The following is a 12309-nucleotide window of genomic DNA, read 5'->3' as shown; positions in this document are numbered from 1 at the left end:
GCGCGGCCCCGGGTGCCACCATCTCCCCTGGGCCGCATCACCCCGTTTCTCCGCAGCCGCACCCCGCGCGATAATCGAACGCGAGGCCGCGGAATACGGGGAAGCTCGGACGTCCTAGTACGCCGTGAGCGCGGTCCGCCATACACAACCGGTGAAGGACAAGCACTCATGACGACGCCCACGATCGAGCTCAAGCCCTCCTCGAACCCGCTGTCCGACGCGGAGCGCGAGGCGATCCTGGCCAGCCCCGGATTCGGCCGCCACTTCACCGACCACATGGTGACCATCAAGTGGACCGAGGGCCGCGGCTGGCACGAGGCCCAGCTGGTCCCGTACGCGCCGCTGTCGATCGACCCGGCGAACATGACCCTGCACTACGCGCAGACGATCTTCGAGGGCCTGAAGGCCTACCGCCAGCCCGACGGCACCGTCGCCACCTTCCGCCCCCGGGCCAACGCCGAGCGCTTCCAGGCCTCCGCCCGCCGGATGGCCATGCCCGAGCTCCCCGCCGACCTGTTCATCGAGGCCTGCGACGCCCTCATCAAGCAGGACCGCGCCTGGGTCCCGGACTCCGGCGAGGCCTCCCTCTACCTGCGGCCCTTCATGTTCGCCAGCGAGGTCGGCCTCGGCGTCCGCCCGGCCAACGAGTTCCTCTTCATGGTCATCGCCTCCCCGGCCGGCGCCTACTTCCCCGGCGGGGTCAAGCCGGTCTCGGTCTGGCTCTCCGAGGAGTACGTGCGCGCCGTCAAGGGCGGCACCGGCGCCGCCAAGACCGGCGGCAACTACGCGGCCTCGCTGGTCGCCCAGGCCCAGGCCGCCTCGCACGGCTGCGACCAGGTCGTCTGGCTGGACGCCGTGGAGCACCGCTGGATCGAGGAGATGGGCGGGATGAACCTGTACTTCGTGTACGGCCAGGAGGACGGCACGCAGCGCATCGTCACCCCCGAGCTGACCGGCTCGCTGCTGCCCGGCATCACCCGCGACTCCCTCCTCACCATCGCCCGTGACCTCGGCTACACCGCCGAGGAGGGCCGGATCACCACCGAGGACTGGCAGCGGGACAACGAGAACGGCACCCTCACCGAGGTCTTCGCCTGCGGCACCGCCGCCGTGATCACCCCGGTCGGCTCGGTGAAGTCCGAGCGCGCCAACTGGACCCAGGGCGACGGCGAGCCCGGCCAGGTCACCATGCGCCTGCGCAAGGCCCTGCTGGAGCTCCAGACCGGCCACTCCGCCGACCACCACGGCTGGATGCACCCGCTCGGCTAGGCCGCCCGAGCACCGCGAAGGGCCCCACGCGATCCGCGTGGGGCCCTTCGCGTCCGCCGCCACCGGCCCCCGCCAGGCAGGCAGCCGGGCCGGCCGTCCGGTCAGTCCGCGGCCAGGGCCGGCTCCCGCACCGGCGCCGTCCGGGCGGTCAGCGCCGTGTACACCAGGCCGCCGACCAGCCCCGACAGGATGAAGCTGCAGTCCACCCCGCCGGTCAGGGCCAGCAACGGCCCCTCGTACAGGGGGGTCGACACGGCGGCCAGGCCCACCCCCGCGCCCGCCGCCCAGGAGGCGGTGGCCCGCGGGTTCCAGCCGCCTCGGTACCAGTAGACCCCGCCGCGGGACCGCCGGTTGAACACCTGGAGCGCCTCCGGGTCGTACTCCCCGCGGCAGCGCACGTAACCGATCAGGGTGACCACCGCCCAGGGCGTGCCCAGCGCGGTCAGCAGCAGCACGAAGGAGGTCATCGCGTCCTGCGCGCTCCAGGCGAAGGAGCCGAGGAAGACGAACCCGGTGGCCACCGCGGCCGCCATCAGGGTGGCCCGGGTGCGGGTGGTGCGCGGCACGATCGCGTCCAGGTCCAGGCCCATCGAGTAGAGCATCAGACCGGCGTTGCCCACCGAGCCGGCCGCCGCGGCCACCAGCAGCGGCACCAGGTACCAGAACGGCGAGGCCGCCACCAGCGGTCCCGCGTAGTCCAGGCCCGCCCGGGCGGCCAGCGCGGTGTACGTGCCGAACAGCTGCGGCACCAGCAGCCCGAACAGCAGCCCGACGCAGGTGGCCACGAGGACCTTGCGGGAGCCGTGCCGGACCGGGGAGACGTAGCGGGTGTAGTCGCCGAGCAGGGTGATGAAGGCCACCGGGCCGCTCAGCCCGGCCGCGACGGCGGCGAGCACCCAGGTCGGCCAGAAGGAGCCGAGCAGGTACGGGGTGTCCGGCGGGGCGGCCGTGGTGAAGTCCCCGGCGTAGGCGAACACGCCCACGGCCAGCAGCGCCACCATCAGCACGGCCAGCAGCTTGCTCATCCGCAGCAGCAGCCGGTAGCCGAAGACGGCCCCGACCACGGTGCAGGCGGCCAGCAGCCCGTACATCAGCGCCCGGCTGAGCCCGGTGTCGGGCAGTCCGGTCAGCCGGGACAGCACCCCGACCATCACGTCCCCGCCGATCCACAGGGTGAGCGCGGTGTACCCGAGGGAGAGCAGCAGCCCCACCACCGAGCCGACCAGCCGGCCGCGGACCCCGAACTGGGCGCCGCTGGAGGTGGACAGATTGGTGCCGGTGCGCAGTGACACGAGGGCCAGCGGCGCGGTGAACGCGATCCCGGCCAGGGTGCCGGTCACGATGGCGGTCACCGAGGGCCACAGGCCGAGCCCGAAGGACGGGGGCAGCCAGCCGAAGACGATCACGCCGAGGCAGAGGTTGGAGCCGAGCAGGATGGCGACCAGGTCGCGGGGGGAGCTGGTGCGCTCCTCCTCGGGGATGGTGTCGACTCCGCGTTGTTCCACGGGCATGCGGGGGACTCCCTGACAGAGGCGGCGGGGTGGGGGATGTCTGAGCGACATGGTGCGGCGAAATGTTTGAGCGACACTCAATGTGACCCACGGTTCGGTCTCCGGTCAATGGTTCCTTGCCGGGAGATGAAGAGTTAGAGTGATGTTCTAAATTCTGGACCAGGGAGGTGGACGTCATGCGGCTGACCCCGACGGAACGCGACCGGCTGCTGCTCTTCGGCGCGGCCGAACTCGCCCGCGCCCGGCGCGCCCGCGGCCTCCGGCTCAACGTCCCGGAGGCCACCGCGCTGATCGCCGACACGGTCTGCGAGGCGGCCCGCGACGGCCGCCGGCTGGCCGAGGCCGTCGAGGCGGCCCGCAGCGTGCTGGGCCCGGAGGACGTCCTGCCCGGGGTCGCCGACGTGGTCACCGAGGTCCACGTGGAGGCCGTCTTCGACGACGGCTCCCGGCTCGCCGTGGTCTCCGCCCCCATCCGCGGCGCGGCCCCGCTCGGCCCGGACGCCCCCGGCGCCGTGCTCCCCGGACCGCAGACCCCGGCCCCCCAGCCCGCGGTGCGGCTCACCGTCCGCAACACCGCCACCGTCCCGATCAGCGTGACCTCGCACTTCCACTTCTTCGAGGCCAACCCCCGGCTGGACTTCGACCGCGCCGCCGCCTACGGCATGCGGCTCTGCGTCCCGGCCGGCTCCTCGGTCCGCTTCGACCCGCACGGGCGGGCCGAGGTCGGCCTGGTCCCGATCGGCGGCGACCGGATCGCCATCGGCTTCGCCGGACTGGTCGACGGCCCGCTGGACGCCCCCGGCGCCCGCGAGGAAGCCCTCCGCAGGGCCGCCGCCTGCGGCTACCTCGGCGCCGGCGCGGAAGGGGACCCCCGATGAGCAGGCAGTCCCGGCACAGCGACCACTGCGCCCCCGGCGCACGGCACATCGACCCCCACGAGTACGCCTCCGTCTTCGGCCCCCGCGCCGGGGACCGGGTCCGGCTCGGCGACAGCGGCCTGACCGTCCGGGTGGAGTCGGACTCCCAGAAACCCGGCGAGGAGTTCCTGGCCGGCTTCGGCAAGACCGCCCGGGACGGACTGCACCTGAAGGCCGCCGCCGTCCGCGACACCTGCGACGTGGTCATCAGCAACGTGCTGGTGATCGACGCCGTCCTCGGCATCCGCAAGGTGTCCGTCGGCATCCGCGAGGGCCGCATCCACGCCATCGGACGGGCCGGCAACCCCGACACCCTCGACGGGGTCGACGTGGTCGTCGGCACCGGCACCTCCATCGTCTCCGGCGAGGGCCTGATCGCCACCGCCGGAGCCGTGGACACCCATGTCCACCTGCTCTCCCCGCGGATCATGGAGGCCTCGCTCGCCGCGGGCGTCACCACCGTCATCGGCCAGGAGTTCGGCCCGGTCTGGGGCGTCGGCGTCAACTCCCCCTGGGCCCTCAGGCACGCCTTCAACGCCTTCGACGCCTGGCCCGTCAACATCGGCTTCCTGGCCCGCGGCTCCTCCTCCGACCCCGCCCCGCTGGTCGAGGCCCTCGCCGAGGGCGGCGCGAGCGGCTTCAAGGTCCACGAGGACATGGGCGCCCACACCCGGGCCCTGGACACCGCCCTGCGGGTGGCCGAGGAACACGACGTCCAGGTCGCCCTGCACTCGGACGGCCTCAACGAGTGCCTCTCCGTCGAGGACACCCTCAAGGTCCTGGACGGCCGCACCATCCACGCCTTCCACATCGAGGGCTGCGGCGGCGGACACGTCCCCAACGTCCTGAAGATGGCCGGCGTCCCCAACGTCATCGGCTCCTCCACCAACCCCACCCTGCCCTTCGGCCGGGACGCGGTCGCCGAGCACTACGGCATGATCGTCTCCGTCCACGACCTCAAACCCGACCTCCCCGGCGACGCCGCCATGGCCCGCGACCGGATCCGGGCCGGCACCATGGGCGCCGAGGACCTCCTGCACGACCTGGGCGCCATCGGCATCACCTCCTCCGACGCCCAGGGCATGGGCCGGGCCGGCGAGACCGTCCGCCGCACCTTCGCCATGGCCGCCAAGATGAAGGCCGAACTCGGCCCGCTCGCCGGGGACGGCGAGGGCGACGACAACGCCCGCGTCCTGCGCTACATGGCCAAACTGACCATCAACCCGGCCATCGCCCACGGCCTGGCCCACGAGATCGGCTCCATCGAGGTCGGCAAACTCGCCGACATCGTCCTCTGGCGCCCCGCGTTCTTCGGCGCCAAGCCCCAGCTGGTCCTGAAGTCCGGCTTCCCGGCGTACGGGGTCACCGGCGACCCCAACGCCGCCACCGACACCTGCGAACCCCTCGTCCTCGGACCGCAGTTCGGCTCCTACGGGGCCACCGCCGCGGACCTCTCCGTCGCCTTCGTCTCGGCCGCCGCCGCGGCCCTCGGCTCCGACGCGATGCCCACCCGCCGCCGCCGGGTCGCCGTCCGCGGCACCCGCGGCATCGGCCCCGCCGACCTCCACCTCAACTCCCGGGTGGGCGCGGTCGATGTCGACGCGCGCAGCGGACTCGTCACCCTCGACGGGGACCCGCTGCGCTCCGGACCAGCCGACTCGGTCGCCCTCAACCGCCTGTACTTCCTGTAGACCAGCAAGGACCACTGCCATGAACCTGAACAAGCCCGTGGACGCCGGATACCGCATGCCCGCCGAGTGGACCCCGCACGAGCGCACCTGGATGGCCTGGCCCAGCCCCAACCCCACCTTCACCGACGCCGCCGAACTCGACGCCGCCCGGCAGGCCTGGGGAGCGGTGGCCCGCGCCGTCAGCGCCCACGAACCGGTCACCCTGGTCGTCTCGCCCGGCGACGCCGACAGCGCCCGCGCGATCGTCGGCGACGGCGCGAAGCACCCCGTCGAGCTGGTCGAGCAGGAGCTCGACGACGCCTGGATGCGGGACATCGGCCCCACCTTCGTCACCAACCCGCAGGGCGAGCTCGCCGCCGTGGACTGGACCTTCAACGGCTGGGGCGCCCAGGAATGGGCCCGCTGGGAGCACGACTCCAAGATCGCCCGCCATGTCTCCGACCTGGTCGGAACCCGCACCTACAGCACCCCGCTGGTCAACGAGGGCGGCGCCATCCACGTGGACGGCGAGGGCACCGTGCTGCTCACCGACACCGTGCAGCTGGGCCAGGGCCGCAACCCCGACTGGACCCGGGAACAGGTCGAGGCCGAGATCCACGCCCACCTCGGCACCACCAAGGCCATCTGGCTGCCCTACGGCCTGGCCGGCGACTACGGCACCTACGGCACCCAGGGCCACGTCGACATCGTCGCCGCCTTCGCCCGCCCCGGCGTGGTCATGGTCCACACCCAGCCCGACCCGGCCCACCCCGACCACGAGCGCTGCAAGCTGATCGCCGCCCTGCTGCGCTCCGCCACCGACGCGCAGGGCCGCCTGCTGGAGGTCGTCGAGATCCCCGCGCCGACCGTGCTGGAGGAGGACGGCGAATGGGTCGACTACTCCTACATCAACCACTACCTCTGCAACGACGGCGTCGTCCTGTGCGCCTTCGACGACCCGCGCGACGAGGAGGCCGCCGAGATCTTCCGCGGGCTGTTCCCCGAGCGGACCGTGACCCTGGTCGACGCACGTACGATTTTCGCCGGGGGTGGCGGTATCCACTGCATCACCCAGCAACAGCCCAAGGTGTGAGGAGAGTGGCCATGGCGGCGGGTGGGGTACGCGCGCGGAAGAACGCGCCGCCGCGCGAGGACGTACTCGTCGCCGCCATGGCCACGATCGCCGCCCGGGGACTGGACGGGCTCACCATGGCCGGTCTGGGCCGCGAGGTCGGCATGAGCAGCGGCCACCTCCTCTACTACTTCCGCAGCAAGGACGAGCTCCTGCTGCAGACCCTGGAGTGGAGCGAGGCCGCGCTCGGCGACCGCCGCCGCGCCCTGCTCTCCCGCCGCGGCCCGGCCCGCGACCGGCTCGCCGCCTATGTGGACCTCTACGTCCCCCAGTACGCCCGGGACCCGCACTGGACCCTCTGGCTGGAGGTCTGGAACCGCTCGCAGAACGCCGGCCCCGCCGAACGCGACCGGCAGTCCGCCATCGAGGGCGCCTGGCACCGGGACCTGGTCGCGCTGCTCGCCGAGGGCATCTCCCGCGGCGAGTTCCGCCCGGTGGACGCCGACCGGTTCGCCACCCGCACCCGGGCCCTGCTCGACGGCTTCAGCATCCAGCTCGCCGTCGGCCTGCCCGCCCTGGACCGCCGGCAGATCCTCGACCACGTACGGGAGTTCCTCACCGACTCCCTGGAGACCGCCTGACCGCCCCGGCCGGCCCGCCCCGGCCGCCCTGACCGCATCGTGAGACCGCGGGCTGCGCGCCGCGAGACGTGTGGCACACTGCGAACGTGCTTGCTCAGCCGATGATTACGGACAGCAGCGCGCCGGTCCGCAGTGACCGCTGAACCGCGGAGAACCTTCGCGGCGGCGGCCACAGTGCCCCAGACCCGCGCGCAGACCTCTCGCACCCGCGAGGGGTCTTTTCGTTTCCCGGCACCATTCCTGCCGGGGAGGCAGAGCGCGCGATGATGGGGGCAGTGGATCCCGGGCATCCGGAGCCACTCATCCGACAGGAGCCAGATCAGCATGACGACCACAGAGGCCAAAGCGGTGCTCGACGACAGCTTCCACGTCTTCGACACCACGCTGCGCGACGGCGCCCAGCGCGAGGGCATCAACCTCACGGTGGCCGACAAGCTCACGATCGCCCGGCACCTCGACGACTTCGGCGTCGGCTTCATCGAGGGCGGCTGGCCCGGCGCCAACCCCCGGGACACCGAGTTCTTCGCCCGCGCCCGGGCCGAGATCGACTTCCGGAACGCCCAGCTGGTCGCCTTCGGCGCCACCCGGCGGGCCGGCGGCTCGGCCGCCGAGGACCCCCAGGTCCGCGCCCTGCTGGAATCCGGCGCCCCGGTGATCACCCTGGTCGCCAAGTCCCACGACCGGCACGTCGAGCTGGCCCTGCGCACCACCCTCGAAGAGAACCTGGAAATGGTCCGCGACACCGTCGCCCACCTGCGGGAACAGGGCCGCCGGGTGTTCGTGGACTGCGAGCACTTCTTCGACGGCTACCGCGCCAACCCCGAGTACGCCAAGTCCGTGGTCCGCACCGCCCACGAGGCCGGCGCCGACGTGGTCGTCCTCTGCGACACCAACGGCGGCATGCTCCCGGCCCAGGTCACCGCCGTGGTCGCCACCGTCCTCGCCGATACCGGCGCCCGCCTCGGCATCCACGCCCAGGACGACACCGGCTGCGCCGTCGCCAACACCCTGGCCGCCGTCGACGCCGGCGCCACCCACGTCCAGTGCACCGCCAACGGCTACGGCGAGCGGGTCGGCAACGCCAACCTCTTCCCCGTGGTGGCCGCCCTGGAGATCAAGTACGACCGCCGGGTGCTGCCCGAGGGCGCCCTCGCCGAGATGACCCGGATCTCCCACGCCATCGCCGAGGTCGTCAACCTCACCCCCTCCACCCACCAGCCGTACGTGGGGGTCTCCGCCTTCGCCCACAAGGCGGGCCTGCACGCCTCGGCCATCAAGGTCGACCCCGACCTCTACCAGCACATCGACCCCGAGCGGGTCGGCAACACCATGCGGATGCTGGTCTCCGACATGGCCGGCCGGGCCTCCATCGAGCTCAAGGGCAGGGAACTGGGCGTCGACCTCGGCGGCGACCGGGCCCTGGTCTCCCGGGTCGTGGAGCGGGTCAAGGAACGCGAGCTGGCCGGATACACCTACGAGGCCGCCGACGCCTCCTTCGAGCTGCTGCTCCGCGCCGAGGTGGAGGGCCGGGCCCGCCGCTTCTTCCGGATCGAGTCCTGGCGGGCGATCGTCGAGGACCGGCCGGACGGCACCCACGCCAACGAGGCCACCGTGAAGCTGTGGGCCAAGGGCGAGCGGATCGTCGCCACCGCGGAGGGCAACGGCCCGGTCAACGCCCTGGACCGGGCGCTGCGGGTGGCGCTGGAGCGGTTCTTCCCGCAGCTGGCCAAGTTCGAGCTGGTCGACTACAAGGTCCGCATCCTGGAGGGGACGCACGGCACCGAGTCCACCACCCGCGTCCTGGTCACCACCAGCGACGGCCATCGCGAGTGGAACACCGTCGGCGTGGCCCCCAACGTGATCGCCGCCTCCTGGCAGGCCCTGGAGGACGCCTTCACCTACGGCCTCCTGCACGCCGGGGTCGAACCCGCCGAGTAACCGGCCACCGGGGCGGTGCCCGCCCTTATGTTCCCCTCACACAGGGAATGTCCGGTTCCGGTAGCGTCGTAGACATGAGGACCAGGACCAGGCTGATATCCGTACTGTCCGGTCTGCTGCTGGCGGGGTCCGCGGGCGGGGCGCTCGTGGCCTTCGCCGCCCCGCAGGCCGCGGCGGCGACCGGCCCGGCGGCCGTCGGGGAAGCGCTCAAGGACGGCCCGGTCTACGTGGACCCGGCCGCCTCGGCGCTGCTGCCCAAGGACCGGGCCGACGCCCTGGCCAAGAAGATCAAGGACGCCGGGAAGCCGCTGTTCGTGGCCGTGCTGCCCAACTCCGCGCAGTTCCCGCCCGAGGGGCTGCTGGCCGCCGTCCGCGCCCAGACCGGGATCACCGGGCTGTACGGGATCCGGCTCGGCGAACGCTTCGACGCCGGGGCCGACCGGTCCGTGATGGCCCCCGGCGCGGTCCGCAACCTGACGGCCGCGGTGAACGCCGGCGGCCCGGTGGACGCCGCCACCCAGCTGGACAACTTCGTGGACCAGGCCCTCCCGCAGATCAAGGGCCGGGCCCCGGCCTCCTGGGGCCAGACCGGCGGCAGCGGGAACGGCACCCCGGTGTCCGGGCTGATCGGGCTCGGGCTGGTCGCCGCGGTCGGCGGCGGCGGTGCGTACGCCCTGGTCCGGCGCAATCGCCGGAAGAAGGAGGAGGTCCGCCGGGAGGCCCTGGACAAGCTGCGGGTGGTGGTCGACGAGGACATCACCGCCTTCGGCGAGGAGCTGGAGCGGCTGGACTTCCACCCCGGCGAGCCGGGCGCCGACGACGCGATGCGCACCGACTACTCCTCGGCCCTGGACTCCTACGAGCGGGCCAAGCGGATCATGGAGCGGGTCCGGTACCCGGAGGAGGTCAAGGGCGTCTCGCAGGCGCTGGAGGACGGCCGGCATTCGCTCGCCGTGCTCGCCGCCCGCCGGGAGGGCCGCCCGCTGCCCGACCGGCGTTCCCCCTGCTTCTTCGACCCCCGGCACGGACCCAGCACCGGGGACGCCGAGTGGGCCCCGGCTGGCGGGGCCGTCCGGACCGTCCCGGTCTGCGCGGCGGACGCGGCCCGGCTGAAGGACGGCCGCGATCCGATGGTCCGCACGGTGGACACCGCGAGCGGGCCGCGCCCCTACTACGAGGCCGGCCCGGCGTACGGCCCCTGGGCCGGCGGCTACTTCGGCGGCGGCCTGCTGCCCGGACTGCTGATGGGCACGATGCTCGGCTCGATGATGGCCTCCCCGGCCTACGCCTCGGACTTCGGCGGCGGGAACGGCTTCGAGGGCGGGGACTTCTCCGGCGCCGACTTCGGCTCCTCCGACTTCGGCGGGGACTTCGGAGGAGGCGGCGGCTTCGGCGGCGGGGACTTCGGTGGCGGCGGGGACTTCGGCGGCGGTGGCGGCTTCTAGCCGCCCGCCGGCAGGCTGCCCCCCGCCCGCCAGGCGCCCGTCAGCCGTTCTGCTTGATGGCGGAGATGTCGAAGGTCAGCTTCACCTTGTCGCTGACCACCACGCCGCCGGTCTCCAGCGCCGCGTTCCAGGTCAGGCCCCAGTCGGAGCGCAGGATCTCGGCGCGGCCCTCGAAGCCGACCCGCTCGTTGCCGTAGGGGTCGGTCGCCGAGCCGTTGAACTCCAGGTCGATGGAGAGCGGCCGGGTGACGTCCTTGATGGTGAGCTCGCCGGTCATCCGGTACGTGTCGCCACCGAGCTGCGCGGCCCCGGTGGAGCGGAAGGTCATCAGCGGGAAGGCCTCGGCGTCGAAGAAGTCGCCGCTCTTGAGGTGGGTGTCGCGGTCCGCGATCCCGGTGTCCACCGAGGCGATGGTCAGCTCGATCTCGGCGGTGGACCGCGCCGGGTCGGCCCCGTCCAGGTGCAGGGTGCCCCGGTGCTCGGTGAAGGCGCCGCGGACATTGGTCACCATGGCGTGCCGGACGGTGAAGCCGATGCTGCTGTGCGCGGGGTCGACGGCGTAGTCCCCGGTGAGTGCGGCGAGCGCCGGGTCCACGGCGGGAGCGGCTTCCAGGGTGGTGGCGGCTGCGCTGCGACGGCTGAAGATGCCCATGGTTTCCTCCACGGTCGGTGCCGGGATCGGCACGGGATTTCGTTGAAGTTTCAACGAGAACGACGTTAGACCCATCCGCTTCAAATTTCAACTACATCGGGGTTCTTGTAGACATGCCACAAAGGACGAAGGTCCCTCCTGGTGATGTCCTTGCCCCGGCGCGCGCTTCTGTCCGGCCCTCACAGCGGAACGCGCCGGAGACTGTGCGGTATCAACGGAGGGTTTCCCTTGGTCCGCTTCGTAAGGTCGGTACATGACCGTTGTGGACCAGATCCCGGGCGAGCCTACGGATGCTCGCGGCCGCGTGGCCGAGCTGCACGACCTGCGCGAGCAGGCGCGGCGAGGCCCGAGCGACCGCGCCACCGAAGCCCAGCACGCCAAGGGCAAGCTGACCGCCCGCGAGCGCATCGCGCTCCTCCTCGACGAGGGCTCCTTCAAGGAGGTCGAGCAGCTGCGCCGGCACCGCGCCGTCGGCTTCGGTCTGGAGGCCCGCAAGCCCTACACCGACGGTGTGATCACCGGGTGGGGGACGGTCGAGGGCCGGACGGTCTTCGTCTACGCGCACGACTTCCGGATCTTCGGCGGGGCGCTGGGCGAGGCCCACGCCACGAAGATCCACAAGATCATGGACATGGCCATCGCGGCCGGTGCCCCGCTGGTCTCCCTCAACGACGGCGCCGGCGCCCGGATCCAGGAGGGCGTCTCGGCGCTCGCCGGCTACGGCGGCATCTTCCAGCGCAACACCCGGGCCTCCGGGGTGATCCCGCAGATCTCGGTGATGCTGGGCCCCTGCGCGGGCGGCGCGGCCTACAGCCCGGCCCTGACCGACTTCGTGTTCATGGTCCGGGACACCTCGCAGATGTTCATCACCGGCCCGGACGTGGTCCGCGCGGTGACCGGCGAGGAGATCACCCAGAACGGTTTGGGCGGGGCCGACGTCCACGCCGAGACCTCCGGCGTCGCGCACTTCGCCTACGACGACGAGGAGACCTGCATCGCCGAGGTCCGGTACCTCATCACGATGCTGCCCTCCAACAACCGCGAGAACCCCCCGGTCCACGAGACGGACGACCCGGCCGACCGCCGCTCCGAGGTCCTGCTGGACCTGGTCCCGGCGGACGGCAACCGTCCGTACGACATGCACAAGGTGATCGAGGAGCTCGTCGACGACGGGGACTTCCTGGAGGTCCACGA

The 12309-nt window shown here is 72.5% G+C and carries 10 protein-coding genes; 8 read left to right on the top strand and 2 right to left on the bottom strand.

Annotation, left to right across the window (positions count from 1 at the left end; all coding sequences use genetic code 11):
- Window positions 1–168 precede the first annotated feature (168 nt).
- Window positions 169–1269, top strand: a complete 1101-nt coding sequence (locus ACZ50K_RS07135) for a branched-chain amino acid aminotransferase (RefSeq protein ID WP_468898548.1) — start codon at window positions 169–171, stop codon at window positions 1267–1269.
- Between the two features lie 101 nt (window positions 1270–1370).
- Here ACZ50K_RS07135 and ACZ50K_RS07130 read toward each other — a convergent pair whose 3' ends face one another.
- Window positions 1371–2780, bottom strand: coding sequence for a cytosine permease (locus tag ACZ50K_RS07130; RefSeq protein ID WP_468898545.1), 1410 nt, complete (start codon window positions 2778–2780; stop codon window positions 1371–1373).
- A gap of 176 nt (window positions 2781–2956) precedes the next feature.
- Here ACZ50K_RS07130 and ureA point away from each other — a divergent pair, with 176 nt between their 5' ends.
- From ureA to ACZ50K_RS07100, 6 genes are all read left to right on the top strand, one after another.
- A complete protein-coding gene (gene ureA, locus ACZ50K_RS07125; RefSeq protein ID WP_468898542.1) occupies window positions 2957–3658 on the top strand; it encodes an urease subunit gamma in 702 nt (233 codons plus the stop codon).
- A complete protein-coding gene (locus tag ACZ50K_RS07120) occupies window positions 3655–5388 on the top strand; it encodes an urease subunit alpha (protein WP_468898539.1) in 1734 nt (577 codons plus the stop codon). Before ureA ends, ACZ50K_RS07120 begins: the two co-directional genes overlap by 4 nt.
- Window positions 5389–5407: 19 nt before the next feature.
- The gene (locus ACZ50K_RS07115) at window positions 5408–6460 is read left to right on the top strand and encodes an agmatine deiminase family protein (RefSeq protein WP_468898537.1); all 1053 of its coding nucleotides are present in this window, start codon (window positions 5408–5410) and stop codon (window positions 6458–6460) included.
- 11 nt (window positions 6461–6471) lie between these two features.
- Window positions 6472–7080 carry a TetR/AcrR family transcriptional regulator gene (locus tag ACZ50K_RS07110; RefSeq protein ID WP_468898534.1) on the top strand — a complete coding sequence of 203 codons (609 nt, stop codon included), beginning with the start codon at window positions 6472–6474 and terminating at the stop codon, window positions 7078–7080.
- 324 nt (window positions 7081–7404) lie between these two features.
- Window positions 7405–9018, top strand: a complete 1614-nt coding sequence (gene cimA / locus ACZ50K_RS07105; protein WP_468898531.1) for a citramalate synthase — start codon at window positions 7405–7407, stop codon at window positions 9016–9018.
- Window positions 9019–9092: 74 nt separating this feature from the next.
- The gene (locus tag ACZ50K_RS07100) at window positions 9093–10463 is read left to right on the top strand and encodes a hypothetical protein (RefSeq protein WP_468898530.1); all 1371 of its coding nucleotides are present in this window, start codon (window positions 9093–9095) and stop codon (window positions 10461–10463) included.
- A gap of 40 nt (window positions 10464–10503) precedes the next feature.
- Here ACZ50K_RS07100 and ACZ50K_RS07095 read toward each other — a convergent pair whose 3' ends face one another.
- Entirely contained in the window at window positions 10504–11115 is a 612-nt protein-coding gene (locus tag ACZ50K_RS07095; protein WP_468898527.1) for a YceI family protein, read from the bottom strand.
- A gap of 253 nt (window positions 11116–11368) precedes the next feature.
- Between ACZ50K_RS07095 and ACZ50K_RS07090 the strand changes: the two genes are divergently transcribed.
- On the top strand, window positions 11369–12309 hold a 941-nt coding region (locus tag ACZ50K_RS07090), incomplete at its 3' end, for an acyl-CoA carboxylase subunit beta (protein WP_468898525.1).

The organism is Streptomyces sp. NPDC033845 (assembly GCF_055576225.1).
Note: the sequence above shows the minus strand (reverse complement) of the source record. Positions and strands in the feature narration are given on the sequence as shown.

Coding starts and splice junctions, on each gene's coding strand:
- ACZ50K_RS07135 (WP_468898548.1), top strand. CDS start 169: ATGACGACGCCCACGATCGAGCTCAAGCCCTCCTCGAACCCGCTGTCC.
- ACZ50K_RS07130 (WP_468898545.1), bottom strand. CDS start 2,780: ATGCCCGTGGAACAACGCGGAGTCGACACCATCCCCGAGGAGGAGCGC.
- ureA (WP_468898542.1), top strand. CDS start 2,957: ATGCGGCTGACCCCGACGGAACGCGACCGGCTGCTGCTCTTCGGCGCG.
- ACZ50K_RS07120 (WP_468898539.1), top strand. CDS start 3,655: ATGAGCAGGCAGTCCCGGCACAGCGACCACTGCGCCCCCGGCGCACGG.
- ACZ50K_RS07115 (WP_468898537.1), top strand. CDS start 5,408: ATGAACCTGAACAAGCCCGTGGACGCCGGATACCGCATGCCCGCCGAG.
- ACZ50K_RS07110 (WP_468898534.1), top strand. CDS start 6,472: ATGGCGGCGGGTGGGGTACGCGCGCGGAAGAACGCGCCGCCGCGCGAG.
- cimA (WP_468898531.1), top strand. CDS start 7,405: ATGACGACCACAGAGGCCAAAGCGGTGCTCGACGACAGCTTCCACGTC.
- ACZ50K_RS07100 (WP_468898530.1), top strand. CDS start 9,093: ATGAGGACCAGGACCAGGCTGATATCCGTACTGTCCGGTCTGCTGCTG.
- ACZ50K_RS07095 (WP_468898527.1), bottom strand. CDS start 11,115: ATGGGCATCTTCAGCCGTCGCAGCGCAGCCGCCACCACCCTGGAAGCC.